At 74.0% G+C, this 26,292-nt stretch carries 26 protein-coding genes and 1 tRNA gene; 12 read left to right on the top strand and 15 right to left on the bottom strand.

From position 1 onward, the window contains the following. Window positions 1-5 precede the first annotated feature (5 nt). Both ACI8AG_RS02490 and ACI8AG_RS02485 read left to right on the top strand, forming a co-directional pair. A complete protein-coding gene (locus ACI8AG_RS02490) occupies window positions 6-245 on the top strand; it encodes a hypothetical protein (protein ID WP_456588204.1) in 240 nt (79 codons plus the stop codon). A gap of 177 nt (window positions 246-422) precedes the next feature. Beyond that, on the top strand, window positions 423-1,097 hold the full coding sequence (locus ACI8AG_RS02485; RefSeq protein WP_091929288.1) for a Crp/Fnr family transcriptional regulator: 675 nt from the start codon (window positions 423-425) through the stop codon (window positions 1,095-1,097). A 62-nt stretch (window positions 1,098-1,159) separates the two neighbouring features. Here ACI8AG_RS02485 and ACI8AG_RS02480 read toward each other — a convergent pair whose 3' ends face one another. The 3 genes from ACI8AG_RS02480 to ACI8AG_RS02470 form a co-directional block, all read right to left on the bottom strand. Then, entirely contained in the window at window positions 1,160-1,948 is a 789-nt protein-coding gene (locus ACI8AG_RS02480; RefSeq protein WP_456595786.1) for an NUDIX hydrolase, read from the bottom strand. Window positions 1,949-2,074: 126 nt separating this feature from the next. After that, window positions 2,075-2,545, bottom strand: a complete 471-nt coding sequence (locus ACI8AG_RS02475; RefSeq protein WP_456595785.1) for a RidA family protein — start codon at window positions 2,543-2,545, stop codon at window positions 2,075-2,077. Beyond that, window positions 2,542-2,712 (bottom strand): hypothetical protein, encoded by a 171-nt coding sequence (locus tag ACI8AG_RS02470; RefSeq protein WP_456588207.1) that lies wholly within the window; start codon window positions 2,710-2,712, stop codon window positions 2,542-2,544. The genes ACI8AG_RS02475 and ACI8AG_RS02470 overlap by 4 nt, the downstream gene beginning before the upstream one ends. A 94-nt stretch (window positions 2,713-2,806) precedes the next feature. Here ACI8AG_RS02470 and ACI8AG_RS02465 point away from each other — a divergent pair, with 94 nt between their 5' ends. Genes ACI8AG_RS02465 through ACI8AG_RS02455 form a run of 3 tightly spaced genes read left to right on the top strand, consistent with a single transcriptional unit; the run spans window position 2,807 to window position 7,342 of the window. Further along, window positions 2,807-3,799, top strand: a complete 993-nt coding sequence (locus tag ACI8AG_RS02465) for an ArsA-related P-loop ATPase (RefSeq protein ID WP_456595784.1) — start codon at window positions 2,807-2,809, stop codon at window positions 3,797-3,799. Next, a complete protein-coding gene (locus tag ACI8AG_RS02460; RefSeq protein ID WP_456595783.1) occupies window positions 3,799-5,016 on the top strand; it encodes an ArsA family ATPase in 1,218 nt (405 codons plus the stop codon). The genes ACI8AG_RS02465 and ACI8AG_RS02460 overlap by 1 nt, the downstream gene beginning before the upstream one ends. A 40-nt stretch (window positions 5,017-5,056) precedes the next feature. Continuing rightward, entirely contained in the window at window positions 5,057-7,342 is a 2,286-nt protein-coding gene (locus ACI8AG_RS02455; RefSeq protein WP_456595782.1) for a transglycosylase domain-containing protein, read from the top strand. A gap of 64 nt (window positions 7,343-7,406) precedes the next feature. On the opposite strand, the gene ACI8AG_RS02450 is transcribed toward ACI8AG_RS02455, so the two are convergent. Beyond that, window positions 7,407-7,859 (bottom strand): GatB/YqeY domain-containing protein, encoded by a 453-nt coding sequence (locus ACI8AG_RS02450; protein WP_456595781.1) that lies wholly within the window; start codon window positions 7,857-7,859, stop codon window positions 7,407-7,409. A gap of 51 nt (window positions 7,860-7,910) precedes the next feature. Between ACI8AG_RS02450 and ACI8AG_RS02445 the strand changes: the two genes are divergently transcribed. The 3 genes from ACI8AG_RS02445 to ACI8AG_RS02435 all read left to right on the top strand — a co-directional run bounded on the left by ACI8AG_RS02445 (window position 7,911) and on the right by ACI8AG_RS02435 (window position 10,824). Then, window positions 7,911-8,822: a metallophosphoesterase gene (locus ACI8AG_RS02445; RefSeq protein WP_456595780.1), complete on the top strand. Its 912-nt coding sequence runs from the start codon at window positions 7,911-7,913 to the stop codon at window positions 8,820-8,822. Between the two features lie 49 nt (window positions 8,823-8,871). Beyond that, window positions 8,872-8,945: transfer RNA gene (locus ACI8AG_RS02440), tRNA-Pro, on the top strand. 85 nt (window positions 8,946-9,030) lie between these two features. Then, the gene (locus tag ACI8AG_RS02435) at window positions 9,031-10,824 is read left to right on the top strand and encodes a prolyl oligopeptidase family serine peptidase (protein WP_456595779.1); all 1,794 of its coding nucleotides are present in this window, start codon (window positions 9,031-9,033) and stop codon (window positions 10,822-10,824) included. On the opposite strand, the gene ACI8AG_RS02430 is transcribed toward ACI8AG_RS02435, so the two are convergent. From ACI8AG_RS02430 to ACI8AG_RS02420, 3 genes are read right to left on the bottom strand one after another with little or no spacing between them, the layout of a single operon-like run. Next, window positions 10,821-11,297: a hypothetical protein gene (locus ACI8AG_RS02430; protein ID WP_456595778.1), complete on the bottom strand. Its 477-nt coding sequence runs from the start codon at window positions 11,295-11,297 to the stop codon at window positions 10,821-10,823. The genes ACI8AG_RS02435 and ACI8AG_RS02430 overlap by 4 nt on opposite strands. Window positions 11,298-11,349: 52 nt before the next feature. Continuing rightward, on the bottom strand, window positions 11,350-12,402 hold the full coding sequence (locus ACI8AG_RS02425) for an aspartate-semialdehyde dehydrogenase (RefSeq protein ID WP_456595777.1): 1,053 nt from the start codon (window positions 12,400-12,402) through the stop codon (window positions 11,350-11,352). Beyond that, window positions 12,399-13,667 (bottom strand): aspartate kinase, encoded by a 1,269-nt coding sequence (locus ACI8AG_RS02420; RefSeq protein WP_456588216.1) that lies wholly within the window; start codon window positions 13,665-13,667, stop codon window positions 12,399-12,401. The genes ACI8AG_RS02425 and ACI8AG_RS02420 overlap by 4 nt, the downstream gene beginning before the upstream one ends. 74 nt (window positions 13,668-13,741) lie before the next feature. Between ACI8AG_RS02420 and ACI8AG_RS02415 the strand changes: the two genes are divergently transcribed. The 3 genes from ACI8AG_RS02415 (at window position 13,742) to leuA (ending at window position 18,092) form a co-directional block, all read left to right on the top strand. Continuing rightward, window positions 13,742-15,337: a phospholipase D family protein gene (locus tag ACI8AG_RS02415; protein WP_456595776.1), complete on the top strand. Its 1,596-nt coding sequence runs from the start codon at window positions 13,742-13,744 to the stop codon at window positions 15,335-15,337. Between the two features lie 145 nt (window positions 15,338-15,482). Continuing rightward, window positions 15,483-16,124: a helix-turn-helix domain-containing protein gene (locus ACI8AG_RS02410; RefSeq protein WP_456595775.1), complete on the top strand. Its 642-nt coding sequence runs from the start codon at window positions 15,483-15,485 to the stop codon at window positions 16,122-16,124. A 228-nt stretch (window positions 16,125-16,352) separates the two neighbouring features. Further along, entirely contained in the window at window positions 16,353-18,092 is a 1,740-nt protein-coding gene (gene leuA / locus ACI8AG_RS02405; protein WP_456595774.1) for a 2-isopropylmalate synthase, read from the top strand. A 70-nt stretch (window positions 18,093-18,162) separates the two neighbouring features. Here leuA and mnhG read toward each other — a convergent pair whose 3' ends face one another. From mnhG to ACI8AG_RS02365, 8 genes are all read right to left on the bottom strand, one after another. Next, window positions 18,163-18,612 carry a monovalent cation/H(+) antiporter subunit G gene (gene mnhG / locus ACI8AG_RS02400; protein WP_456588220.1) on the bottom strand — a complete coding sequence of 150 codons (450 nt, stop codon included), beginning with the start codon at window positions 18,610-18,612 and terminating at the stop codon, window positions 18,163-18,165. Then, complete coding sequence (locus tag ACI8AG_RS02395) at window positions 18,609-18,935, bottom strand: monovalent cation/H+ antiporter complex subunit F (protein WP_456595773.1); 327 nt, start codon at window positions 18,933-18,935, stop codon at window positions 18,609-18,611. The genes mnhG and ACI8AG_RS02395 overlap by 4 nt, the downstream gene beginning before the upstream one ends. Continuing rightward, window positions 18,932-19,534 carry a Na+/H+ antiporter subunit E gene (locus ACI8AG_RS02390; RefSeq protein ID WP_456588222.1) on the bottom strand — a complete coding sequence of 201 codons (603 nt, stop codon included), beginning with the start codon at window positions 19,532-19,534 and terminating at the stop codon, window positions 18,932-18,934. Before ACI8AG_RS02390 ends, ACI8AG_RS02395 begins: the two co-directional genes overlap by 4 nt. Then, window positions 19,531-21,321 (bottom strand): Na+/H+ antiporter subunit D, encoded by a 1,791-nt coding sequence (locus ACI8AG_RS02385; RefSeq protein ID WP_456588223.1) that lies wholly within the window; start codon window positions 21,319-21,321, stop codon window positions 19,531-19,533. The genes ACI8AG_RS02390 and ACI8AG_RS02385 overlap by 4 nt, the downstream gene beginning before the upstream one ends. Then, window positions 21,318-21,848 carry a Na(+)/H(+) antiporter subunit C gene (locus ACI8AG_RS02380; protein WP_456588224.1) on the bottom strand — a complete coding sequence of 177 codons (531 nt, stop codon included), beginning with the start codon at window positions 21,846-21,848 and terminating at the stop codon, window positions 21,318-21,320. The genes ACI8AG_RS02385 and ACI8AG_RS02380 overlap by 4 nt, the downstream gene beginning before the upstream one ends. Further along, window positions 21,845-24,730 carry a Na+/H+ antiporter subunit A gene (locus ACI8AG_RS02375; RefSeq protein WP_456595772.1) on the bottom strand — a complete coding sequence of 962 codons (2,886 nt, stop codon included), beginning with the start codon at window positions 24,728-24,730 and terminating at the stop codon, window positions 21,845-21,847. Before ACI8AG_RS02375 ends, ACI8AG_RS02380 begins: the two co-directional genes overlap by 4 nt. A gap of 86 nt (window positions 24,731-24,816) precedes the next feature. Further along, window positions 24,817-25,476: a response regulator gene (locus tag ACI8AG_RS02370; RefSeq protein ID WP_456595771.1), complete on the bottom strand. Its 660-nt coding sequence runs from the start codon at window positions 25,474-25,476 to the stop codon at window positions 24,817-24,819. Next, complete coding sequence (locus ACI8AG_RS02365; RefSeq protein ID WP_456595770.1) at window positions 25,473-26,078, bottom strand: sensor histidine kinase; 606 nt, start codon at window positions 26,076-26,078, stop codon at window positions 25,473-25,475. Before ACI8AG_RS02365 ends, ACI8AG_RS02370 begins: the two co-directional genes overlap by 4 nt. Here ACI8AG_RS02365 and ACI8AG_RS02360 point away from each other — a divergent pair. Then, window positions 26,058-26,234 carry a hypothetical protein gene (locus ACI8AG_RS02360; protein WP_456595769.1) on the top strand — a complete coding sequence of 59 codons (177 nt, stop codon included), beginning with the start codon at window positions 26,058-26,060 and terminating at the stop codon, window positions 26,232-26,234. The genes ACI8AG_RS02365 and ACI8AG_RS02360 overlap by 21 nt on opposite strands. Window positions 26,235-26,292 lie beyond the last annotated feature (58 nt).

Genomic DNA, 26,292 nt, shown 5'->3' with positions numbered 1-26,292 from the left:
TCGGGATGGTCGCCCTCAGTGTCATCCTGTTCCCACCGCTGCTGATCGCGTTCCTGCTGGTGATGGAGCGGGTCGAGGAACCCCTCCGCCGCCCGGCGTCCCCCCGCGAGGTCAGCGAGTTCCTCGACACCGCGACGCCCGGCGAGGTCGACACGCTCGCCACCTCGGGCATCCGGCGGGCGCTGTTCCGCTGGCGCCGTCGCCGCCACCGCGTCCGGCGCTCGCAGAACCCCCCGCTGGTCTGAGGAAGGGCCTCCCTGCCCCCCACCGCTCGCACGCTCGCGGCGGGCCCCTGCAGGGAGGCCACTCGCTCCATGGGGGGACGCGGCCGCCCACCGAACGGGTGATTGACCGCACAGCCGCCTAGACTCGCTCCGGACGCGGGCACCCCTGCGTCCGAGGACAGTGCGAGAGGACGTGCAGTGGACGAGGTGCTGGCTCAGTCGGGGCTCTTCCAGGGGCTCTCCGAGGACGCGGTGGACCCCGTCATCAGTCGCCTCGAGACGATCACCCTCCCCCGGGGCCGGGTGGTCTTCAACGAGGGCGAGCCCGGCGACAGCCTCTACATCGTCATGACCGGCAAGATCAAGCTCTCCCGCCGGTCGCCCGACGGCCGGGAGAACGTGCTCGCGGTCATGGGACCTTCCGACCAGTTCGGTGAGCTGTCGGTCTTCGACCCCGGTCCGCGTACCGCGACCGCCACCGCCGTCACCGACGTGAAGCTGGCCCGGATGCCGCAGTCGGTGCTGCTGCCCTGGATCGAGGCACACCCGGAGATCGGCGAGCAGCTGCTCCGCGTGCTGGCCCGGCGCCTGCGCCGCACCAACGACTCGGTCGCCGATCTCATCTTCACCGACGTCCCCGGCCGCGTGGCCAAGGCGCTGCTGCAGATGGCCGACCGCTTCGGCAGCCGCGACACCGACGGCCTGCGCGTGAAGCACGACCTCACCCAGGAGGAGCTCGCCCAGCTGGTCGGCGCCTCCCGCGAGACGGTCAACAAGGCGCTGGCGGACTTCGTGCACCGCGGCTGGATCCAGCTGCAGGGCAAGTCCGTCGTCGTCCTCGACGAGGAGCGCCTGCGCCGCCGCGCGCGCTGACGCACGCCTGAACGCGAGAGGCCCGGAACCGCACCGGTTCCGGGCCTCTCGCGTTCACCGCTTCACGAGGGGAGCGGCACGGCCAGCCGGATGCGGGTGCCGTCGGGCAGCACCGCCCAGCGGCCGTCGGGCGTCTCCTCGAAGCGCGGGCTGATCGGCTGCAGGGGCTCCGGCGGCGAGCCGGACAGCGCGGCCGCGACGTCGGGGAAGGCCACCAGCTGGCCGAGCGTGTGCGACGTCGGCGGCAGCATCGGGCGGGTGCCGGCCTCCAGCTCGGCGAGCGCGGCGGCGGGCGCCAGCCACGCGGCCTCGTCCGCCTCCCCCGAGACGTCGCGCGCCTCCTGCCCGACCGGCAGCGCGGCGGCGAAGAACTTGGTGTCGTAGCGCCGCGGCTCGACCGGTGGGGTGATCCAGTGCGCGAACGGCCGCAGCAGGTCCGACCGGAGCACCAGCCCCCGATCGGCCAGGAGCCCGGCCAGCGACAGCTCGCGGCTGAGCAGGGCCTGGCGCTGGTCCTCCCAGTCCTCCCCCGAGACGTCCGGAACGACGGTCCCGTCGGGCAGCCCGGCGAGCAGGACGCCGGCCTCCTCGAACGTCTCGCGCACCGCGGCGCACACGAGCTCCCGGGCGGTCCGCTCGTCGCAGCCGAAGGCGGTCGCCCACTGCGCGGGCGCGGGCCCGGCCCACCCGATCTCGGTGTCGCCGTCCCGGGGGTCGACGCCGCCGCCCGGGTAGGCGGTCATGCCACCGGCGAAGGGCATGCCCTTCGTGCGGCGCAGCAGGTACACCTCGAGCCCGGGCGCGCCGTCCCGCAGCAGCAGCACCGTCGCGGCCTGCTTCGGCTCAGGCATGCCGCACGACGCAGTCGTCGGTTCCGAGCAGCGGGGGTCCGGAGGACCTCCCGGCGAGGGACCGGGACACGCTCAGCGCAACGGGGGATGGCACCTGACCGCGGTGCGATCCGGAGGATCGCGGTGTCATCGCAGCTCGACGGTGAGCTCGACCTCCACGGGGGCACCCATCGGCAGCTCGGCCACCCCCACGGCGCTGCGGGCGTGCTGACCGGCGTCGCCGAAGATCCGGCCGAGCAGCTCGCTGGCGCCGTTGACCACCCGGGGCTGCCCGGTGAAGCCCTCGACGCTGGCCACGTAGCCCACGACGCGGACGATGCGCGCCACCGCGTCCAGCCCCACGAGGTCGTCGATCGCGGCCAGCGCGTTCAGCGCGCAGACCTTCGCGTCGGCCGCGGCGGCCTCCACGTCGACCGACCCGCCGACCTTGCCGGTGCGGCGCAGGCCGCCGTCGACGAACGGCAGCTGCCCCGAGGTGAACACCAGGGAGCCGGTGCGCACGGCCGGCACGTAGGCGGCGACGGGAGCGGCCACCGGGGGCAGCCGGATGCCCAGCTCGGCGAGCCGGGCGTGCCAGCCCGGAGCCGGGGCCGTCATACCGGCCGCTTGAGGTAGGCGACCGGCTGCTCGGGCCCACCGGGCCCGGGGAGCACGGTCACCAGCTCCCACCCGTCGACGCCCCAGGAGTCGAGGATCGCCTTGGTGTTGTGGATGAGCAGCGGGATGGTCGCGTACTCCCACTTCTGGCGGGCGGTTTCGCTCATGACCGCGACGCTAGCGCAGCCGCCGGACGCGATGCCCGTCACGCCACCTGGCACGGGCAGGCCGTCCCGGTCGCCTGCTCCTACGCTGGGACAGGTGAGCCCAGATCCCGCCGCCCCGCGCCTGCACGTGGTCACCGGCAAGGGAGGGACGGGCAAGACCACCGTCGCCGCCGCCCTGGCCCTGGCGCTCGCCGCCGACGGGCGCTCGGTGCTGCTGGTGGAGACCGAGGGCCGGCAGGGCATCGCCCAGCTGTTCGACACCCCGCCGCTGCCCTACGAGGAGCGCCGGGTCGCCGTCGCCCGCGGCGGGGGCGAGGTCAAGGCGCTGGCCATCGACGTCGAGGAGGCGCTCCTCGACTACCTCGACATGTTCTACAACCTCCGCCGGGCCGGCCGGGCGCTGCGGAAGATGGGCGCCATCGACTTCGCCACCGCCATCGCGCCGGGCCTCCGCGACGTGCTGATCACGGGCAAGATCAAGGAGGCGGTCACCCGGCGGCGGGACGGCAGGCTGGTCTACGACGCCGTCGTCGTCGACGCGCCGCCCACCGGCCGGATCACCCGCTTCCTCGGCGTCACCGGGGAGATGTCGCAGCTGGCCCGCTCCGGCCCGATCAAGACCCAGAGCGACGGCGTCATGGCGGTGCTGCGCTCCCCGCAGACGGCGGTCCACCTGGTGACGATCCTGGAGGACATGCCGGTGCAGGAGACGGCGGACGCCATCGCGGAGCTCGAGGCGGCCGGGCTGCCGATCGGCTCGGTGATCGTGAACATGGCGACCGAGCCGGTGCTGCCACCGGCCGCGCTGTCCCGCGCGGCGGCCGGCGAGCTGACCGGCGCCGAGCTCGCACCCACGCTGGACGCCGCGCACCTGCCGGGCGCCGAGCAACTGGCCGAGGCGCTGGTCGCCGAGGTCGTGGAGCACGCCCGCCGCTGGGCGGCGCAGGACGCCCTGCGGGCCCAGGTCGCGGAGCTGGACCGCCCCAGCCTCGAGATCCCGCTGCTGCCCGGCCCGATGGACCTGGGCTGCCTGTTCGAGCTGGCGGGGCGGCTCGAGGAGCACCTGCGCACGGAGGTGGCCGCCTGATGGCCGCCGGCACGGCCACCGCGCCGCGCACCCGGGCGCCCCGGCAGGCCCCGGCGATGGACCTGGGCGCGCTGATCGCCGACCGGCAGACCCGCATCGTCGTCTGCTGCGGCGCAGGCGGGGTGGGCAAGACGACGACGTCCGCGGCGCTGGCGCTGGCCGCGGCGGAGGCCGGGCGCACCGTCGTCGTCCTCACCATCGACCCGGCCCGGCGGCTGGCCCAGTCCCTGGGGCTGACCGAGCTGGACAACGAACCGCGGCGGGTGGACGTCCCGGGGGCGACCGGTGAGCTGCACGCGATGATGCTGGACATGAAGCGGACGTTCGACGACATCGTCACCGCTCACTCCACGCCCGAGCGCGCGCAGCAGATCCTCGACAACCCCTTCTACCAGGCGCTCTCCTCGTCGTTCGCCGGCACGCAGGAGTACATGGCGATGGAGAAGCTCGGGCAGCTGCGGGCCAGCGACCGGTGGGACCTGATCATCGTCGACACCCCGCCGTCGCGGTCGGCGCTGGACTTCCTCGACGCCCCCAACCGGATGGGCCGGTTCCTCGACGGCACGATGATCCGGCTGCTGATGGCGCCGAGCCGGGCCGGCTTCAAGTTCGCCAGCGCCGGGTTCCTGCTGTTCAGCCGGATCGTCAGCAAGATCCTCGGTGGCCAGCTGCTGCGCGACATCTCCGCCTTCGTCGCGGCCCTGGACACCATGTTCGGCGGGTTCCGCGAGCGCGCGACGGCGACGTTCGAGCTGCTGCGCCGCCCCGGCACGTCGTTCGTGGTGGTCGCCGCGCCGGAGCCCGACGCGTTGCGCGAGGCGTCCTACTTCGTCGACCGGCTCTCGGCCGAGGGGATGCCGCTGGCCGGACTGGTCGTCAACCGGACGCACCCCCCGGCCACCACGGCGCTGTCGGCGACCCGCGCGGAGGGCGCCGCCGAGGAGGTCGCCGAGAGCGGTGACGAGGGCGCGGCGCTCGCGGCCGCGGCGCTGCGGGTGCACGCGGACCGGATGCAGCTCGCGAGCCGGGAGCAGCACCTGGCCGACCGCTTCACCAGCGCCCACCCCGACGTCGCGCTGCGCACGGTGCCGGCCGCCGCCGGGGACGTCCACGACCTCGACGGGCTGCGGATGATGGCCGACGCCCTCACCGGCCCCGACCACGACACGCCGACCGGCACGCCGCGGACGCGCGTCCTGCCCGCGCGCCGCGGCTGAGCGCTCCGCTCACCCGTCCGGGCGACGTACCCTGGCCGCGATGTCGGAGAACGCGCGTGTCCGGACCCGTCTGCTCGCCAAGCTCGCCGCGACGATCGTCGTCGCCGGCGCACTGCTGGCCGGACTCATGCTGCCCTGGATCGGGGGCACCGGCCTGGCGGCACGCAACTCCGTGTCGCTGCTCGACGCCTTGCCGGTGGAGCTGACCGACAAGACGCCGGCCGGCGTCACCCGGGTGCTCGCCGCCGACGGGCAGCTGATCACGAACTTCTACGAGCACAACCGGACGCCGGTCACCTCCGACCAGATCGCCGACGTCATGAAGCAGGCGCTCGTCGACATCGAGGACTCCCGGTTCTACGACCACAACGGCCTGGACGTGCAGGGCACGATGCGGGCGCTGGTGAAGAACGTCGCCGCCGGCGAGGTCCAGGAGGGCGGCTCCACCCTGACCCAGCAGCTGGTGAAGCAGACCCTGCTGCAGACGGCCACCACGCCGGAGGACCGGGACGCCGCCGACGCCCAGACCGTGGGCCGCAAGCTGCGAGAGGCCCGCCTGGCCCTCGCCCTGGAGGACACCTACTCCAAGGACGAGATCCTCACCCGGTACCTGAACATCGTGTACTTCGGGCAGGGCGCCTACGGCATCCAGGCCGCCGCCCAGCGCTACTTCAGCGTGAACGCCGCCGACCTCACCCTCCCGCAGGCGGCCATGCTCGCCGGGCTGGTGCAGAAGCCGTTCTACGACGAGCCGATCAACAACCCGGAGAACGCCCAGATCCGGCGTAACCAGGTGCTGCAGCGCATGCACGACCTGGGTCACGTCAGCGCGGAGCAGCTGGCCGAGATCACCCCCACCCCGGTGGAGGTGGCGCCGGGTCAGGCGCCCCCGAACGGCTGCATCGACGCCGCGATCGGCGGCTTCTTCTGCGACTTCACCCGGCAGTACCTCATCCAGGAGCTCGGTCTGACGAAGGCCCAACTGGACAAGGGCGGGCTGACCATCCAGACGACGCTGCGGCCGGACATGCAGGCCGCCGGTGACCAGGCCGTGCTGGACACCGTGGCGATGGGCGCCGACACCGTGGGCGTCTACGACGTCGTCCAGCCCGGCACCGGGCACGTGCTGGCGATGAGCGTCAACCGCCGCTACGGCTGCGACGGCCCCGAGTGCGAGTCGGTGAACTTCGCGACCGTCCCCACCAAGGGCTCCGGGTCGACCTTCAAGACCTTCGTCGCCGCGGCCGCCCTGGAGATGGGTCTCCCGGCCAGCCACACGATCACCACGAGCGAGCCCTACCGGTCGAAGGTCTACGAGAGCTACGACCCCGAGACCCAGCGCATCGAGCCCTACTCGATCGGCAACGTGGGCAGCTCGTACCCGCGCACGCTGACCATGACGCAGGCGCTCTACATGTCCTCCAACACCTACTTCCTCGCGCTGGAGGACGCACTGGGCTCGATCGAGCCGGCGGTGCGGATGGCCGAGCGGCTGGGCATGACCTTCGACTACTCGGTCACGCAGACGCCGGCGCAGCAGATCATCGACGAGAACCGCCCGTCCTTCGCCTACGGCACCGACGGCGTGAGCCCGCTCGACCTGGCCAACGCCTACGCGACGATCGCCGCCCGCGGGGTCAAGTGCACGCCCACCCCGGTGCTGTCGATCACCACCCCGAACGGCGAGCCGCTCACCGGCGAGGACGGCGAGCCGGTGGTGAAGGGCGACGACTGCGAGCAGGTCATCGAGCCCGGGATCGCCGACACGCTGAACCAGATGATGATCAAGGACGTCGAGCCGGGGAACCGGCTGCAGACCGGCGCCCGGGCCCACATCCCCGGTCACCAGATCGCCGGCAAGACCGGCACGGTGAACGAGCGGGACTCGGTGTCCTTCGTCGGCTCGACGCCGGAGTACACGGCCAGCGTCATGGTGTTCCGCCCGCGGGACACCAACGACGTCGGCAGCTACGGCGGCGGTCTCCCGGCCGGCATCTGGCGGGCCGCGATGGCACCGATCCTGACCAACCAGCCGGCGGCCGAGTTCCCGCCCGCCGATCCCCAGTACGCCGGCCGCGGCGTCGACGCCGCCCCGCAGGGGGCCGGCGTCTCCCGGTCCGGCAACACGTCGAGCCGCTCGGCGGACCGGTCGAGCACGACGGGCACCACGGGCGGCACCACCTCCCCGCCGCCCGTGCAGCCGGAGACCCAGCCCGAGACGCCGGCACCCCCGCCGGTGGAGCCCCAGGTGGAGCCCCAGGTGCCGCCGCCGGCCGACGCCGGCACGACCGCACCGGAGCCGACCGGGGACCTCCCGACGAACTGACCGGAGCGACGACGAAGGGCCGGACCGAGAGGTCCGGCCCTTCGTCGTTCCCGTCGCGCGGGGCTCAGCCGAGCTGGCGACGGACCTCGGCGGCGACCCGCGAGCCCTCGGCCCGGCCGGCGACCACGCCGTTCGCCGCGCCCATGACCTTCCCCATGTCCTTCATGCCGGAGGCGCCGGTCCGGGAGATGACGTCGGCGACGATCGCGGCCAGGTCGGCGTCGTCCAGCTGAGCCGGCAGGTAGTCCGCGAGGATCTCGCCCTCGGCCTGCTCGCGGGCGGCCTGCTCGGCGCGACCGGCCGAGCCGAACGCCTCGGCCGCCTCGCGGCGCTTCTTCGCCTCGCGGCGGAGCACGGCCTGCACCTCGTCGTCGGTGAGCTCGCGGGCCTCCTTGCCCGACACCTCCTCGGCGCTGACGGCGGCGAGCACCATGCGCAGCGTGGCGGTGCGCAGCTCGTCACGGGCCTTCATGGCGGTGGTCAGGTCGGCGCGCAGCTGTTCCTTGAGGTCGGGCACGGGTCCAGCCTCGCACGACGCCGCGCCGGGGTGCGCCCGTAGGCTCGGCGGGTGCGCTGGTACACCGCCGTCCCCACCGCCGCCGTCGCCTCGGGCGCGGCCGTGACCGCCTACGCGAGCCTCTACGAACGCAGGCGCTGGACGCTGCGCCGGTTCGACGTGCCCGTGCTGGCCCCGGGCTCGGCGCCGCTGACGATCCTGCAGCTGTCGGACCTGCACATGACCTCCGGGCAGCGGAGCAAGCAGGAGTGGGTCGCGGGCCTCGCCGCCCTCGAGCCCGACCTGGTGATCAACACCGGGGACAACCTCGCGGGGTTCGACGCGGTGCCGCCGACGCTGCGCGCGCTGGACCCGCTGCTGGACCGGCCCGGCGCCTTCGTGCTGGCCAGCAACGACTACTACGCCCCGCGCCCGAAGAACCCGCTCAAGTACTTCAAGCGCGACCACAAGCGGGTGCACGGCGACGAGCTGCCCTGGCGCGATCTGCGCGACGGCATGCGCGAGCGCGGCTGGCTGGACCTCACCAACGCCGCCGGTGAGCTCACCGTGGGCGGGCGGCGGATCGTCTTCGCCGGCGTCGACGATTCCCACCTGAAGCGGGACCGCTACGACCTGGTCGCCGGGCCGGCCGATCGGAGCGCCGACGTGCGGATCGGGCTGGCCCACTCCCCCGAGCCGCGGGTGCTCGACCGCTTCGCCGCGGACGGCTACGACCTGCTGCTGTGCGGTCACACGCACGGCGGCCAGCTGCGGGTGCCGTTCTACGGGGCGCTGGTCACCAACTGCGGCATCGACCGCCACCGGGTGCGCTGGCTGCACCGCTGGGCGGCCCCCACGCCGGACCACCCGGCCGGCACCTGGCTGCACGTGTCGGCCGGCCTGGGCACCAGCCCCTACGCCCCGGTGCGGTTCGCCTGCCCGCCCGAGGCGACGCTGCTGACCCTCACCGCACGGCCGTCCTGACCCGCCGCCGGGGCGCGCGCAGAGGAGCGTTAGACTCGTCGACGCACCTCGGGGTGTGGCGCAGCTTGGTAGCGCGCGTCGTTCGGGACGACGAGGCCGCAGGTTCAAATCCTGTCACCCCGACCCTCCGCTCAGGGGCCGCCGCAAGGCGGCCCCTGAGTCGTTCCCGGGGCACCGGTCGTTCCCGGGGCGCTGCGAAGATGGTGGCGTGACCGCCGAGCAGACCGTCCCCGCCCTTCCCCCCGAGGTCACCGCCCGCTGGCAGGCCCGGTTCCGCGCACCCCGGGTGTCGCTGCCGGACTGGGCCGAGGAGGCACCGCACCGCAACCTCTACAGCTCCGACGTCAGCGGCGTCGTCGAGCAGTACGCCTGGGACCGGGAGACCGGCACCCACCGCCAGGTGACCGACCGGCCCAACGGCACGCTGATCGCGACGCTGGACCGTGACGGCGACACGATCTGGTGGTTCGCCGACACCGACGGCGACGAGTTCGGCGTCTGGATGACCCAGCCGTTCACCGGCGGCGAGGACACCGTCGCCGTCCCCGAGGTGGGGCCCGCCTACCCGGCGGGGCTGGAGATCGGCCGGGACCTGGTGGCGATCGGCCGCAGCACCGACGACGGCAGCGAGCTGTGGCTGGCGCCCACCGGAGGCACGCCGCGGGTGGTCTACCGGCACCCCGACCCTGCCTCGGTGGACGCGCTGACCCGCGACGACGAGCTGCTGGTCATCTCGCACTCCGAGCACGGCGACCCGCGCTACCCCGCGCTGCGGGTGCTCCGCACGGCCGACGACTCGGTGGTCGCGGAGAAGTGGGACGGCGAGGGACGCGGGCTGCACGCGCTGGAGTTCGCCCCGCTCCCCGGTGACCGCCGGCTGCTGGTCGGCCACGAGCGGCGCGGTCGCGAGGAGCTGCTGGTCTGGGACGTCGCCCCCGACACCGAGACGGAGATCGTGCTCGACCTGCCCGGCGACGTGACCGCCGGCTGGTACCCCGACGGCTCCGCGCTGCTGGTGGGCCACGACCACGCCGCCCGCAGCGAGCTGTACCGCTACGACCTGGCCTCGGGCGCGCTGGAGAAGCTCGACACCCCGCCCGGCGTCGTCCGCGGCGCCACCGCCCGCCCCGACGGCACGGTCGAGTTGGCGTGGTCGAACTCCGAGCGGCCGCCGGTCATCCGCCGCGCCGACGGCCCCGTCGTCCTCTCGGTGTCCGACGAGGAGCCGCCCGCCGCCTACCCGGTCGAGGACCGCTGGGTCCCCGGCCCGGGCGGCGACGTGCACGCCTTGCTGGTGCGCCCGGCCGGCGAGGGCCCGTTCGCGACGGCGTTCCTGGTGCACGGCGGCCCGGAGGCGGCCGACGACGACTCCTACCGCGCCCGCCGGGCGGCCTACGTCGACGCCGGCTACGCGGTCGTGCACGTGAACTACCGCGGCTCCACGGGCTACGGCTCGGCCTGGCGCGACGCGCTCACGGGGCGCCCGGGGCTCACCGAGCTCGAGGACATCGGGGCGGTCTACGACGCGCTGGTGGCCGAGGGCGTCGTCGACCCGGCCCGCGCGCTCCTCACCGGGGGCTCGTGGGGCGGGTTCCTCACCCTGCTGGGGCTGGGCACCCAGCCGGAGCGCTGGGCGGCCGGGATCGCCGAGGTGCCGGTGGCCGACTACCTCGCGGCGTACGAGGACGAGATGGAGGGCCTGCGGGCCTACGACCGGGCGCTGTTCGGCGGGTCACCGGAGGAGGTGCGCGACGTCTACGTGCGCTCCTCGCCGATCACCTACGTGGACGCCGTCGCCGCGCCGGTGCTGGTGGTGGCCGGCGCGAACGACCCGCGCTGCCCGATCCGGCAGATCGACAACTACCTGGGCGAGCTGGAGCGGCTGGGCAAGCCGCACGAGGTCTACCGGTTCGACGCCGGCCACGGGTCGCTGGTCATCGAGGAGACGATCCGGCAGGTCGAGGTCGCGCTCTCCTTCGCCCTGCGCCACGTGCGGCCCTAGCGGTCCCGGCGCCGCCGGCCGGCCACGCGGGGGCGCGGTGGAGCGAGCAGTGCCAGACGGGCGCTCTCCCTCCGCCGCAGGACCGCCCGGCGGAGCCGCCCCCGGCTCCCCCGCGGGTCGCCGGGGGCGTAGGCGTACCAGCCGAACTCCTCGTCCGGCGGGTCCGGCGCCTCCTCGTCGGCGAGCATCCGGGCCCGGAGCGCCGCCAGCACCCGCTCGGCCAGGGGGTCGTCGGTGAGGAGCGCGGACGGCTCCGCCGGGTCCCGCCCCTCGGCGGCCAGCGCGTCGGTCAACCACTCGTACCACCGCGGCCCGAACGCGTGGACGACGGCGTCGCTCAGCAGGGCGTGGGCGGCGTCCACCGTCACCCCGCGCTCGAGCGCCAGGTCCAGCTCGAGCATCCCGCGCAGCGTGTAGAGGTCCGGCCCCGGCCAGGCGTGCTGCGGGGAGGCAGGCAGGCCCGCGGAGTTCACGGGACCATCCTGCCGCCTGGTCGGGCTCCTCCGCGGAGGAGCCCGACCAGGGTCAGCGGGAGGCGGCGATGAGCTCCGCGATCTGGACGGTGTTGAGGGCGGCGCCCTTGCGCAGGTTGTCGTTGCTGACGAAGAGCACCAGCCCGCGGCCGCCGTCCACGCTCTGGTCCTGCCGGATGCGGCCCACGTAGCTGGGGTCGCGGCCGGCGGCCTGCAGCGGGTTGGGGACGTCGGAGAGCTCCACCCCGGGCGCCGCCTGCAGCAGCTCGGTGGCCCGCTCGACGGTCAGCTCACGCGCGAACTCCACGTTGAGCGAGAGCGAGTGCCCCGTGAACACCGGCACCCGCACGCAGGTGCCCGAGACGCGGAGGTCCGGGATGCCGAGGATCTTGCGGCTCTCGTTGCGGAGCTTCTGCTCCTCGTCGGTCTCGAACGAGCCGTCGTCCACGACCGAGCCGGCCATCGGCAGCACGTTGAAGGCGATCGGCGCGACGTACTTCACCGGGTCGGGGAAGGCCACGGCGGTCCCGTCGTGGGTGAGCTCGTCGGCCTTGTCGACGACGGCCCTCGCCTGCCCGTGCAGCTCCTCCACGCCGGCGACCCCGCTGCCGGAGACCGCCTGGTAGGTGCTGGCGACGATGCGGACCAGGCCGGCCTCGTCGTGCAGCGGCTTGAGCACCGGCATCGCGGCCATGGTCGTGCAGTTCGGGTTGGCGATGATCCGGCCGTGCGCCTTCGCGATGTCGCCGGGGTTGACCTCGCTGACGACCAGCGGGATCTCCGGGTCGCGGCGGAACGCCGAGCTGTTGTCGATGACGGTCACGCCGGCCGCGGCGAACCGCGGCGCCTGGGCGCGGGAGGTGGTCGCGCCGGCGGAGAAGATCGCGATGTCCAGCCCGGTCGGGTCGGCGGTCGCGGCGTCCTCGACGGTGATCTCGCCACCGGCCCAGGGCAGGGTGCTGCCGGCCGACCGCGCCGAGGCGAAGAAGCGGAGCTCGGCCAGCGGGAAGTTCCGCTCGGCCAGGATGTCGCGCACGACGCGGCCCACCTGACCGGTCGCGCCCACGATGCCGACCCGCAGGCCGCCGGGGGTGAAGCCACTCATCGTCCGGTCCCTCCGTAGACCACGGCCTGGGCGTCCTCGGTGCCCAGGTCGAACGCATCGTGCACCGCGCGGACGGCGAGGTCGACGTCGGTGTCGCGGCACACCACGGAGATGCGGATCTCCGAGGTGCTGATCAGCTCCAGGTTGACCCCGGCGTCGGCCAGCGCGCCGAAGAACTTGGCGGAGACACCCGGGTGCGAGCGCATGCCGGCGCCGACCAGGCTCACCTTGCCGATGTGCTGGTCGAAGCTGACGTCGGTGTAGCCGACGGTGTGCTTGACCCGTTCCAGGGCGGCCAGCGCGGCCGGGCCGTCGCTCTTGGGCAGCGTGAAGGAGATGTCGGCGAGCTTGCTGGCCTCGGCCGACACGTTCTGCACGATCATGTCGATGTTGACCTCGGCGTCGGCGAGCACGCGGAAGATCTGCGCCGCCTCACCCGGCCGGTCCGGCACGCCGAACACGGTGATCTTGCCCTCGGAGCGGTCGTGCGCGACGCCGGAGATGATCGCCTGTTCCACGGTGAGGTCCTCCATCGAGCCGGTCACGGTGGTGCCGGGGAGCTGTGAGTAGGAGCTGCGGACGTGCACGGGGATGCCGTAGCGGCGGGCGTACTCGACGCAGCGCAGCATGAGCACCTTCGCCCCGGAGGCGGCGAGCTCGAGCATCTCCTCGTAGGTGATGGTGTCCAGCCGCTTGGCGTTGGGGACGATGCGCGGGTCGGCGGTGAAGACGCCGTCGACGTCGGTGTAGATCTCGCAGACGTCGGCGTTCAGCGCCGCGGCGACGGCGACGGCGGTGGTGTCCGAGCCGCCGCGGCCGAGGGTGGTGATGTCCTTGGTGTCCTGGCTGACGCCCTGGAACCCGGCGACGATGACGACCGAGCCCTCGTCGAGCGCCGACTTCAGGCGGCCGGGCGTGACGTCGATGATGCGCGCCTTGCCGTGGCTGGACGTGGTGATCACGCCGGCCTGCGAGCCGGTGAACGACCGCGCCTCGTAGCCGTGCTCGGAGATCGCGATGGCCAGCAGTGCCATGGAGATCCGCTCGCCGGCGGTCAGCAGCATGTCCAGCTCGCGGCCGGGCGGGGTATCGGTGATCTGGCTGGCCAGGTCCAGCAGCTCGTCGGTCGTGTCGCCCATCGCGGAGACCACGACGACGACGTCGTCGCCGTTCTTCTTGGCAGCGACGATCCGCTCCGCGACGCGCTTCATGTGCTCGGCGGAGGCGACGGACGAGCCGCCGTACTTCTGGACGACGAGGGCCACGGGTCAGAAGGCTACCGACGCGGTCCACGGGCCGAGCGGTTGCATCTCGTGCGCCCGACCGATGTGATCGCCGGGTGGACGATCCGCACCGGTGGTTGCTCACCTCGGAGGAGCGCCACAACCGCGGTGCCGCCGTGCCGGCCTGGACCGAGGGCAACCTGGTCCGGCCGCTCGTCCACGGCGCGGCGTACTTCGACCGGCTCGTCGAGGTGGTCGAGCAGCTGGGCGAGGGCGACCGCGTCTGGTTCACCGACTGGCGGGGCGACCCCGACGAGCGGCTGCGCCCCGACGGGCCCGCCGTCGACGAGCTGTTCAGCGCGGCCGCGCACCGCGGCGTCGACGTGCGCGGCCTGGTGTGGCGCTCGCACACGGACGCGCTCTCCTACAGCAAGGAGCAGAACCGGTCGCTGGACCGGGAGATCGAGGCCGACGGCGGCCGGGTCGTGCTCGACCAGCGCGTGCGCCGGTTCGGCAGCCACCACCAGAAGGTGGTGATCATCCGGTGCCCCGCGGACCCGTCCCGCGACGTCGCGTTCGCCGGGGGCATCGACCTGTGCCACAGCCGCCGCGACGACGCGCGGCACGAGGGGGACCCCCAGGCGGTGGACATGGCCTCCGGCTACGGGCCGACCCCGCCGTGGCACGACGTGCAGGCGGAGATCCGCGGCCCGGCGGTCGCCGTGCTCGAGACCAGCTTCCGCGAGCGGTGGGACGACCCGACCAGCCCCGTGCAGGGCAACCCGATCGCCTACGTCGTCGGCCGGTTCCGCGGGGCCCGGCTGGACCCCGCTCCGCTGCCGCCCGAGCTGCCGCCGCCCCCACCGGCCGGCCCGCACCTGGTGCAGATCCTGCGCACCTACCCCAAGATCCTGCCGCGCTACGACTTCGCCCCCGAGGGCGAGCGCTCGATCGCCCGCGGCTACTCGAAGGCGGTGAAGCGGGCGCGGCGGCTGGTCTACCTCGAGGACCAGTACCTGTGGTCCTCCGAGGTCGCCCAGCTGTTCGCCGACGCCCTCCGGGACAACCCCGACCTCCACCTGGTGGTGGTCGTGCCCCGCATCCCCGACCAGGAGGGCGCGTTCTCGGCGACTCCCCAGACCGTGGGCCGCCGGCAGGCGATCGACCTGTGCGTCCGGGCGGGAGGCCAGGACCGGGTGCACGTCTTCGACGTGGAGAACCACGCCGGGACGCCGGTGTACGTGCACGCCAAGGTGTGCGTCGTCGACGACGTGTGGGCCAGCATCGGCAGCGACAACTTCAACCGGCGCTCCTGGACGCACGACAGCGAGCTCTCCACCGCCGTCCTCGACACCACGCTCGACACCCGCGAGCCGCGGGACCCAGCGGGGATCGGGGACGGCGCGCGGACCTTCGCGCGGGACCTGCGGCTGGAGCTGGCGCGCGAGCACCTGGACCTGGCCGAGGACGGCAGCGACGACGACCTGCTGGTGGACCCGGCGCGCTTCGTCGCCACGCTCGAGGAGCGGGCGGGCGCCCTGGCCGAGTGGCACGAGGGGGGTCGCCGCGGGCCAAGTCCACCCGGTCGGCTCCGCCCGCACCGCCCGGAGGAGCTGCCCTGGCACACCCGGCTGTGGGCGACACCGGTCTACCGGCTGCTGGTCGACCCCGACGGCCGGCCCCTGCGGCTGCGCCTGCGCAAGGAGTTCTGACCACCGCCTGCGGCTGCGCCCCGCACGTGCGGACGGCACCAGGTGAGTTCCGCGGAACTAGTGCCCTGCCCACCCCTGTGGGCAGGGCACTAGCTTCCACAGGAGCATCTGCCGCGGGCCGCCGGCGCGGGCCACGATCCCCGGCGTGGACGAGGGTGATCGGGCGGAGCTGCTGGCGGGGATGCTCCGCCGCGCCCGCCGGGTGGCGGACCTCTCCCAGCGCGAGATGGCCGCTGCTACGGGGGTCGCGAAGTCCACGCTGGCCGCGGCCGAGGCGGGCGCACGTGACCTGCCGGTCGGGGCACTGCTCGGCGTCCTCGCCGTGGCACGGCTCCGGCTGGCGCTCATCGGTGCGGACGGCGCGGAGGTGCTGCCGATGTCCGACCGTGCCATCCGGGACCACGGGGGACGGCGCTTCCCCGCGCACCTCGATCCGCGTCACTCGGACGAGGGGTGGTGGCACGGCTCCGAGCGGTACAGCCGACCGCAGCCCTGGTACACCTTCGACCTCTCACGCAGCGCGCGAGACGGTGAGCGGCGGCTCCGGGGAGTACCCGACGACCACCAGCCGCCCCGGGCCGGCGACTCCCCCGCCGAACGCCGCGCCGCCCGACGAGCGGAGGCGGCGCAGCGACGGCGCGAGGACCTGGAGCGCAGGCGGCTCGCCGGTGAGCTGCCGAGGCTGACCGACTTCGCCTGCACGTGCCCGCCGGCCTGCGCGGAGGGCGACGACGGCCTTCGGCCGTTCCACGTCGATGACTGCCCTTGCCGCTGCGACGTGGACTGATCCGCGAGGCCGTCCCCGGCGGCCGCGACGCGCCGTCCTCCCTGCGACGTGGGCTGACCCGCTGCTACCGTGGGCGCGTGCGCGGCAGCCTCCTGCTTACCCGCCGCGGCGAGGCCCTCTCCTAGGTCGGCTTCCTCGCCGCGGGGTTCCGGCGTCCCCGGCGTCCGCTGACCGCCCCCGGAGCCGTGCGCACTCCGCGCACGCAGCCCGCACCAGGAGCCCTCCCCCATGAGCGAGACCCACCCGCACGTCCGCAACCCCCAGCAGCCGTCCGGCATGCCGATCCACCGGTACGTCCCCTTCACCCCGGTGGCGCTGCCCGACCGCACCTGGCCGGACACCGTGACGACGCAGGCGCCGCGCTGGTGCGCCGTCGACCTGCGCGACGGCAACCAGGCGCTGATCGACCCGATGACGCCCGACCGCAAGCGCCGCATGTTCGAGCTGCTGGTCCGCATGGGCTACAAGGAGATCGAGGTCGGCTTCCCGGCGGCGAGCCAGACCGACTACGACTTCGTCCGCCAGCTGATCGAGGACGACGTGGTCCCCGACGACGTGACGATCCAGGTGCTCACCCAGGCCCGCGACGAGCTGATCGAGCGCACCTTCGAGTCCCTGCAGGGCGCGAAGCAGGCGATCGTGCACCTCTACAACTCCACGTCCACCCTGCAGCGACGGGTCGTCTTCGGCTCCGACCGGGCCGGGATCGTCGACATCGCCGTCCACGGCGCGCAGGTGGTCCGCAAGCTGGCCGAGCAGATGGGCGACACGGACATCCGGTTCGAGTACTCGCCCGAGTCCTTCACCGGCACCGAGCTCGACTTCGCCGTCGAGATCTGCAACGCCGTCACCGATGTCTGGGAGCCCACGCCCGAGCGGCCGACGATCCTCAACCTGCCGGCCACGGTCGAGATGGCCGAGCCCACCGTGTACGCCGACCAGGTCGAGTGGATGCACCGCAACCTGGGCCGGCGCGACTCCGTGGTCCTCAGCCTGCACCCGCACAACGACCGCGGCACCGCCGTCGCCGCCGCCGAGCTCGGCTACCGGGCCGGCGCCGACCGCATCGAGGGCTGCCTGTTCGGCAACGGCGAGCGCACCGGCAACGTCGATCTGGTCACCCTGGGGCTGAACCTGTTCAGCCAGGGCATCGACCCGCAGATCGACTTCTCCGACATCGACGAGATCCGCCGCACCGTCGAGTACTGCAACCAGCTCGGCGTGCACGAGCGCCACCCCTACGGCGGCGACCTGGTCTACACCGCCTTCTCCGGCTCCCACCAGGACGCCATCAACAAGGGCTTCAAGGCCCTGGAGGCCGACGCGCAGGCCGCCGGCGTCCCCGTCGGGCAGCAGACGTGGGCGGTGCCGTACCTGCCGATCGACCCCAAGGACGTCGGCCGCAGCTACGAGGCCGTGATCCGGGTGAACAGCCAGTCCGGCAAGGGCGGCGTCGCCTACATCATGAAGACCGAGAACCACCTGGACCTGCCGCGCCGGCTGCAGATCGAGTTCAGCGCGGTCATCCAGCGGCACACCGACGACGAGGGCGGCGAGGTCACCGCCCAGCAGATGTGGACCGCCTTCAGCAACGAGTACCTGCCCGACCCGGCCGCGCCGTGGGGCCGGTTCTCCCTCAGCGGGCACCGGCACACCGCCTCCGGGGACGGGCAGCTCGACGAGATGGTCGTGGAGCTGGTCGACTCCGGCGTACCGGTGACCGTCGAAGGCCGCGGCAACGGCCCGATCGCGGCGTTCGTCGACGCGCTGAAGAGCCTGGACGTCGACGTCCGCGTGCTCGACTACGCCGAGCACGCCATGTCCGCCGGGGGCGACGCGCGCGCCGCCGCCTACGTCGAGTGCGCCGTCGGGGAGCGGGTGCTGTGGGGCGTCGGGATCGACCCGAACATCGTCACCGCCTCGCTGCGGGCCGTCGTCTCCGCGGTCAACCGCGCCCAGCGCTGCTGAAGGTTCCCTTTCCCCCCATCCCTCGCAGGCTCGGGCGGGGCCCGGAACGGGACCTGACGGGGCGCGCCGCTCAGCGCGCCCCGTCCTCCCGCTCCTCGCGGCGGCTCTCGGCCAGCGCCCGCCCCGGCTCCTCCGGCGGGGCGTCGGCCGGCTCGTCGCCGCGGTACACCCGGTCCGGCCGCCGCTCGGTGTGCAGCTCGTCGACCAGCAGCAGGTCGCGCCGCACGTGCCGGCGCCGGTAGGCGACGCGGCTGATCATGTGCGCGCTCACCGGTGCCGTGAGCATCTGGAAGACGGCGACCAGCAGGAGCATCCACGTCGCCGACCAGCCCTGCAGCCGGATCGCGCCGCCGATCATGATCAGCAGCACGCCCAGCACCTGCGGCTTCGTGCCGGCGTGCATCCGGGCGAGCACGTCGGGGAAGCGGAGCAGCCCGAGCCCGGCGGTCAGGCACAGGAACGCGCCCAGCAGCACCAGGACGACGGCGATCACGTCGCCCGCGGTCTCGATCCCGTTCACCGCGCCTCCTCCCCGCCCGGAGGCCGGTCGTCCACGTCGAGCCCCTGGGTGCCCAGGTTCGAGTGGATGAGCATGCCGCCGACGTAGCGGGCCACCGAGACCGAGCCGACGAACGCCAGCAGCGACACCACCACGAGCACCGGCACGACCGTGGGGTCCCGATCCAGCGTCGCGTGCACGGCCAGCCCGGCGGCGATGATCACCAGCAGGGTGTCGGTCGCGACCACCCGGTCGAGCAGGGAGGGCCCCATCGCCAGCCGCACCAGCGCCAGCAGCGCCCCGGTGCCCAGCATCAGGTAGGTGGCCCAGTAGACGGCGGTCACGGCGTCCGCCGCCCGTCGCCGATGCCGAGGGAGCCTGCGCCGGTGGTCACGGCGGTCACCTCGGCGGCGGAGCCGAAGGCGCGCACCACCCGCTCCTCCATGGTGAGCACCGACCTCCGCTGCCGCTCGATGTCGCGCTCGTCCTCCACGTGGAGGATGTGCACCGCCAGCGTCCGCTGCTCCCGATCCATGTCGATGACCATCGAACCGGGCACGAGGGTCAGCGCCTCCGAGATGATGGTGAGCAGCAGGTCGGAGTCCGTGCGCAGCTGCACCCGGATGATTGCGCTCCGGCTGATCCCCCGCGGGCGGATGGTCTGCCACGCCACCTCCGCCCCGGAGGTCACGAGGTCGACGACGAAGGTGCCGACGAAGGCGAGCACCGGCACCGGGCGCACGGTCAGGCCGCCCTCCACCGGCGGCAGGGGCAGCAGCAGGGTCACGGCGAGGGCCAGGACCACCCCGGACAGCAGGTTGGCCCACGACCACGTGCCCCACAGCAGGTTCCAGACCAGCACCAGCCAGACCAGCAGGGGCAGCTGGTGCCGCAGCTGGTAGACCAGGCCCCCGCGGCCGGCCTGGTCCGGGGCGCCGGTCACGGGGCCTCCTCCGCGCCGAAGACCGCCTGGACGTAGGGCGCGCGGTCGCGCAGATCGCCGGCCGCGCGGTCGGCCACCGCGTACAGCGGACCGGCGAGCGCGGTGAGCGCGACCGTCACGGTGACCATCGCCGCGGTCGAGGCGAGCATGACCCGCGGCAGCAGCTGGTCCGGCCGGGCGCGCTCCGGGTCCTCCCCGAGCCCGTCGGTGGCCGGCGTGGTCGCCGTCGCCACCGCCGTGTGCCGCTGCCACGCCGCGCGCCGGGCGGCGGCGCGACCGACCCCCCCGGACGCCACGGACGCGGACGCGGGCACCGGCGTGGGTTCGACCTCGTCGGTCGGGCCGGGGCCGTCGGCCTGCGCCTCACCGGGCTCCGGTGTCGGGGGCTGGGGCAGCGGCTCCGGGGAGAGCTCCGGCCCGGCGTCGGCCGCCGCGGCCTCGTCGGTGTCCGCGGACGGCTCCTGGGCCCGCGGCCGCCAGAAGGCCCGGCTCCACACCCGCGAGATCGCCACGAGCGTGAGCAGGCTGGCGACCACGCCGGCGGCCACGAGGACCAGCGGCAGCCACCCGCCGTCGGCCACGCCCGCCTCCAGCAGCCCGAGCTTCCCGATGAACCCGGAGAACGGCGGGATCCCGGCGAGGTTCATGGCGGGGACGAAGAAGAGGACGGCGAGCAGCGGCGATGCCTTCGCCAGGCCGCCGAGCCGGTCGACGGCGGTCGCCCCGCCCTGCCGCTCGACCAGCCCGGCGACGAGGAACAGCGTGGTCTGGATGGCGATGTGGTGGACGACGTAGAAGACGGCGCCCGCGAGCCCGGCCCGGGAGGCCAGCGCGATGCCGAACACCATGTAGCCGATGTGGCTGACCAGCGTGAACGACAGGATCCGCCGGATGTCGGCCTGTGCCACCGCACCGAGGATGCCGATCAGCATCGTGGCCAGCGCGGCCCACATGAGCACCGTGTCCAGCCCGCCGCCCGGGAAGAGCAGGGTCTGCGTGCGGATGATCGCGTAGACGCCGACCTTGGTGAGCAGCCCGGCGAAGACGGCGGTGACCGGGGCCGGCGCGGTCGGGTAGCTGTCCGGCAGCCAGGCCGACAGCGGGAACACCGCCGCCTTGATCGAGAAGGCGATCAGCAGCAGCGAGTGGATGAGCAGCTGGGTCCCCTCCGGCAGCTCCCCCAGCCGGCCGGCGAGCTGCGCCATGTTGACGGTGCCGGTGGAGGCGTAGACCAGGGCGATGGCGGCGAGGAACAGCAGCGAGCTCAGCAGGCTGACGACGATGTAGGTGACGCCGGCGCGGATCCGCGGTGCCGATCCGCCCAGGGTCAGCAGGACGTAGCTGGCGGTCAGCAGGATCTCGAAGCCGACGTAGAGGTTGAACAGGTCGCCGGCGAGGAACGCGTTGGCCACGCCCGCCATGAGCACCAGGAACGTCGGGTGGAAGATCGACACCGGCGCCTCCTCGTCGCCGTCGGCCGCACCCTGGCCGACCGCGAAGACGAGCACGCCCAGGCCCACGGTCGAGGCGACCACGAGCATCAGGGCCGACAGCCGGTCGACGACCAGCACGATGCCCAGCGGCACCTCCCACCCGCCCAGCGAGACGGCCACGGCGCCCTGCTCGTCGGCGAGGACGAGCAGCGCGACCGACACGGCGAGGACCGTGCTGAGCACCAGGATGCTGAGCGTGCGCTGCGCCCGCGGGCGGCCGCCGCCGACCAGCAGGGCCGCCGCCGCGCCGAGCAGCGGCAGCAGCACCGGCAGGGGCGTGAGGACGCCGGTCACCGGCGCCGCCGCCGGGTGGCCGGCAGATCCACGTCGTCGGACGGGATCCCGGCGTAGTGCCGCCGGAGCAGCTCCTCCACGTCGTCCCCCTCGCCATGCAGGCTGTCGGCGTGCGCGGCCGGCCGGTCCTCCGGCGCGAGGTCGTCGGGGTCGATCTCGTCGGCGTCCGTGCCGGACCGGGCGGCCACCCGCCGGTCCTCCTCGTCGACGCCGACGACCTCCTGGCGCACCAGCCGCCAGGAGCGGTAGATGAGCGCGAGCAGGAAGGCGGCGATGCCGAAGGTGATCACGATCGCGGTGAGGACGAGCGCCTGCGGGAGCGGGTCGCTCATCTCCTCCGGCTCGGCGATCCCCACGATCGGCGCCAGCCCCGCCGGACCACCGCTGGAGAGCAGCAGCAGGTTGGTCGCATTGCCCAGCAGGAGGAAGCCGAGCAGCACGCGGGTCAGGCTGCGGTCGAGCAGCAGGTAGACGCCGGCCGCGTAGAGACCCGCGACGATCACCGGCAGCACGACGGTGGGGGTCATCGGAGGACCACCTCACCGGGGGCGCCGTCGATCGGGTCCCGCTCGTCGGCCTGGCGGTCCAGCTCGGCCCCGAGGCTGCGCAGCACGTCGAGCACCAGCCCCACCACGATCAGGTACACCCCCATGTCGAAGAAGAGCGAGGTGACCAGCTTGACGTCGCCGAGCACCGGCAGCGTCGTCTCGAGGATCGCCGTCTCCAGCACCTCGGCGCCGAGCACCAGCCCCATGGCGCCGGTGCCACCGGCGAACAGCAGGCCGGCGCCCAGCAGCAGACCGGGATCGACCGGCGCCGCCTCGCCCAGCTCGTAGCGGCCGCCGGCCAGGTAGCGCAGCACGAGCGCCAGCCCGGCGACCAGCCCCCCGGCGAAGCCACCACCGGGCTGGTTGTGCCCGCTGAACAGCAGGTAGATGGAGAACACGACGATCGTGTGGAACAGGACCCGGGTGATCACCTCGAGCACCACCGACCGCCGCTCGGGGGCGAGCGCCACCGTCGCCGAGAGCCACTGCCGGCGGGGTGCCCGCCGCGACCGCCGGGCGTCCCGCGCCGCCCGCACCGGGTCCAGCCGCTGCACGACACCGGTGCGCCGCCGGAGGAAGACCAGGCTGGCCACACCGGTGGCGGCCACGACCAGCAACGAGATCTCGCCGAGGGTGTCCCAGGCACGGATGTCGACGAGGGTCACGTTGACGACGTTCTGCCCACCGCCGAGCTCGTAGGCGGCCTCCGGGTAGTCGACCGACACCGGTGTGGCGTCGCGGGCGCTGAGCGTCACCGCCCCGACCGCTCCCATGAGCAGCCCCACGCCCACGGCGATCCCACCGCGGACCGCGCGCTCGCCGGGGCGGTGCCGCTCGGAGATGTCCTTGGGCAGCTTGCGCAGCACGAGCACGAAGACCACCAGGGTCAGCGTCTCCACGAGGAACTGGGTGAGCGCGAGGTCGGGGGCGCCCTGCAGGGCGAAGAGGACGGCGAGGCCGTAGCCGGTGACGCCCACGGCCAGCACCGCCGACAGCCGCTGGTGGATCTGCACCGCCATGGCGGCCGCGAGCAGCACCACCGCCCCGACCAGCGCCTGGATGGGGGTGTCCCAGGCCCGCCACTCCCCCGGCCACGGCGCCCGGAACAGCAGCACGGAGCCGGGGAGGGCGAGGACGACGACGAGGATGGTGCCGAGGTAGGCCGGCAGCGAGCCCCGCTGGGTGGTGCCGGTGACCAGCACGGCGAGCCGGTCCAGCGTCTGCATGGTGTTCCAGTAGCCCTCGTCGGCCGATGCGCCCACGGCCCGCCGCTGCTGGAAGCGGAACACCGCCGAGCGCGCGGCGAACAGAGCCGCGCCGCCGAGCAGGGTGAGGGCCGACAGCGCCAGCGCCGGCTGCCAGCCGTGCCACAGCGCCAGCTTCTCGGCCTCCTCGGCCACCAGCGGCAGCCCGTCGGCGTACCCGGCGACCAGCGGCTCCAGCAACGGGCTGGCCGGCCCGGCGGCCAGCCCGGTCAGCGCCAGCAGGGCGGGGGCCAGCAGGAACAGCGGGGTGGGCGGGTGGACCAGCTCCGCGGGGGCGGTGGCCGGCAGCCCGGGCTTGCGGGCGAAGGCGCCCCAGAGGAAGCGGAAGGTGTAGGCCGCGGTGAGCACCGAGCCGAGGACCAGGCCGACGAGGACGACGACGGCCGCCGTGCGGTCGGGCAGCCCGCCGTCCCACAGCGCGCTGAACGCCGCCTCCTTGCCCACGAAGCCGAGCAGCGGCGGGACGCCGGCCATGCTCAGCGCGGCCAGCGTGCCGATGACCGCCACCACGGGCAGCCGCCGGCCCAGCCCGGACAGCCGGCGCAGGTCGCGGGTGCCGGTGGCGTGGTCGACGACCCCGACGGTGAGGAAGAGCGTCGACTTGAACAGCGCGTGCGCCAGGGTCATCGCCAGGCCCGCGGCCGCCAGCTCGCGGCTGCCCGCGCCCACGAGCGTCATGAGGAAGCCCAGCTGGCTCACCGTGCCGAAGGCGAGCAGCAGCTTGAGGTCGTTCTGCCGCAGCGACCGGTAGCCGCCGACGAGCATGGTGGCCAGACCCAGCCCCAGCACCACCGGGCGCCAGCCGGGCACCTCGGCGAACCCGGGCGCCAGCCGGGCCACCAGGTAGATCCCGGCCTTCACCATCGCGGCCGCGTGCAGGTAGGCGCTGACCGGGGTGGGCGCCTCCATCGCGGCGGGCAGCCAGAAGTGGAACGGGATCATCGCCGACTTGGTCACCGCGCCGACGACGACCAGCATCGTCCCGGCCACCAGCAGCGGGCCGCTCCCCGGGTCGGCGACGACCTCCGAGAGCAGGTAGCTGCCGCTGGTCTCGCCGAGCATGATCAGCCCGACCAACATCGCCAGCCCGCCCGCGGTGGTGAGGATCAGCGCCTGGCCGGCCGCCCGGCGCGCGGCGAGCTTCGTCCCCGAGCCACCGATGAGCAGGTAGGAGAAGACGGTGGTGAGCTCCCAGAACACGTAGAGCAGCAGCAGGTCGTCGGCCACCACCAGGCCCAGCATGGAGCCGGCGAAGGCGGTGAGCGTGCCGGCGAACCGCCCCGTCCCCTCGTCCCGGGGCTCGAAGTAGCGGGCGCAGTAGAGCATGACCAGCGCGCCCACCCCGGTGACCAGCAGCGCGAACACCAGCGCCAGGGCGTCCAGCCGCAGGGCGATGTCGAGGCGCAGGGTGGGCACCCACGGGACGGTCTCGGTGACCTCACCGCCGTCGGTGACCCGCCCCAGCTGCGCGAGCACCCAGCCGAACCCCGCCGCCGGTACGAGCGCGAGGGCGAGGAACGCCTGCCGGCCCCACCAGCGCACCAGCACGGGTGCGGCCACCGCGGCGACCAGGTGGAGGAGCAGGAGCGCGAGCACGGGTCTCCGGGAGTCAGGGGCTGCTCGGACACCACTGACGTCGGAGGACGGCCGGCGGTGAGCCGCAGTTTATCGGCGGGACCGGCTCATCCGCCCGGCGTGACCAGCCCGCTCTCGTAGGCGAACGCCACGGCCTGCACCCGGTCGCGCAACCCGAGCTTGAGCAGCAGCCGGCTGACGTGCGTCTTGACCGTCGCCTCGCCGAGGTGCAGGCGGGCAGCGATCTCGGCGTTGGAGAGCCCGGCCGCGACGAGCGCCAGGACGTCGGTCTCCCGGTCGGTCAGCGTGCGCAGCGCGTTCGCCCGGGCCGGGTCGGGTGCGGGCGCCGCGGCGAAGGACTCGATCACCCGCAGCGTCACCGCCGGGTCGAGCAACCCCTGCCCGGCGGCGACGGTGCGCACGGCGGCGACCAGGTCCTCGGGCGGGGCGACCTTGAGCAGGAAGCCGCTGACACCGGCACGCAGCGCGGCGGCCACGTACTCGTCCTCGTCGAAGGTGGTGAGCACGACGACGCGGGTGGGCAGGTCGGCGCCGAGGATGCGGCGGGCCGCCTCGAGCCCGTCCATGCCGGGCATGCGGACGTCGAGCAGGACGACGTCGGGCCGCAGCCGGGTGACCGCGCGGACGCCCTCGGCGCCGTCGGCGGCCTCCCCGACGACCTCGATGTCGGGCTCGGCGGCGAGCACCATCCGCAACCCGGTGCGCACCATCGCCTGGTCGTCGACGAGCACCACGCGGATCGTCACGCGGTCACCGCGACGGGCACCGGGAAGGTGGCCCGGACCCGGTAGCCACCGCCGCGCACCGGCCCGACCTCGAGCGTGCCGCCGGCCACCGCCACCCGCTCGCGCATGTGCAGCTGGCCGTGCCCTCCCGCCGCGGGGCCGCCGCCGACGCGGGGCGCCGGCACGGTGGGGCGCCCGTCGTCGGTGACGGTGACGCCCACCCGGTCGCCGGCCCAGTCGACCCGCACGCAGGTGGCCGCGGCCCCCGCGTGCCGGACGACGTTGGACAGCGCCTCCTGCACCACGCGGACGGCCGAGACGTCGACCAGCTGCGGCAGCTCCACCGGTTGCCCGGTCACGGTCAGCTCGACCGGCATCCCTCCGGCGCGCAGCTCGTCGAGCACCTCGTCCAGCCGGGACAGCGAGGGCTGCGGCGCGGGGTCGCCACCCGCCTGTTCCCGCAGGATGCCGACGACGCGCCGCATCTCCTCGACCGCCTCGCGCCCCAGCCACTCCAGCCCGAGCAGCACGTCCTGCGCCTCGGGGTGGTCGGGCAGCAGCCGGCGCAGGCCGCCCATCTGGAGCACCATGACGCTCACCGAGTGGGCGACCGAGTCGTGCACCTCCCGGGCGATGCGGGCCCGCTCGGCGACGACGGCGGAGGCGGCGACCGCTTCCTGCTGCTCGTTGCCGGGCTGATGCTGCTCGGCGCGGTGCCGGCGTTCCTGGTCGGGCTGCGGCTGCTCCAGCGGAACCGCGCCGAAGCGGCCGCCGCCTGATGTTGATCAGGTGACCTGATCAACAGGGGTCCTGGCTCACTGTCGACGGTGAGCCAGG

It is taken from the genome of Blastococcus sp. SYSU DS0552 (assembly GCF_054050815.1).
Note: the sequence above shows the minus strand (reverse complement) of the source record. Positions and strands in the feature narration are given on the sequence as shown.

Excerpts from the sequence above, each read along its gene's own strand:
- leuA (WP_456595774.1), top strand. The coding sequence starts at position 16,353 with ATGAGCGAGACCCACCCGCACGTCCGCAACCCCCAGCAGCCGTCCGGC.
- ACI8AG_RS02490 (WP_456588204.1), top strand. The coding sequence starts at position 6 with ATGGTCGCCCTCAGTGTCATCCTGTTCCCACCGCTGCTGATCGCGTTC.
- ACI8AG_RS02480 (WP_456595786.1), bottom strand. The coding sequence starts at position 1,948 with ATGCCTGAGCCGAAGCAGGCCGCGACGGTGCTGCTGCTGCGGGACGGC.
- ACI8AG_RS02460 (WP_456595783.1), top strand. The coding sequence starts at position 3,799 with ATGGCCGCCGGCACGGCCACCGCGCCGCGCACCCGGGCGCCCCGGCAG.
- ACI8AG_RS02470 (WP_456588207.1), bottom strand. The coding sequence starts at position 2,712 with ATGAGCGAAACCGCCCGCCAGAAGTGGGAGTACGCGACCATCCCGCTG.
- ACI8AG_RS02455 (WP_456595782.1), top strand. The coding sequence starts at position 5,057 with ATGTCGGAGAACGCGCGTGTCCGGACCCGTCTGCTCGCCAAGCTCGCC.
- ACI8AG_RS02425 (WP_456595777.1), bottom strand. The coding sequence starts at position 12,402 with ATGAGTGGCTTCACCCCCGGCGGCCTGCGGGTCGGCATCGTGGGCGCG.
- ACI8AG_RS02475 (WP_456595785.1), bottom strand. The coding sequence starts at position 2,545 with ATGACGGCCCCGGCTCCGGGCTGGCACGCCCGGCTCGCCGAGCTGGGC.
- ACI8AG_RS02380 (WP_456588224.1), bottom strand. The coding sequence starts at position 21,848 with ATGACCCCCACCGTCGTGCTGCCGGTGATCGTCGCGGGTCTCTACGCG.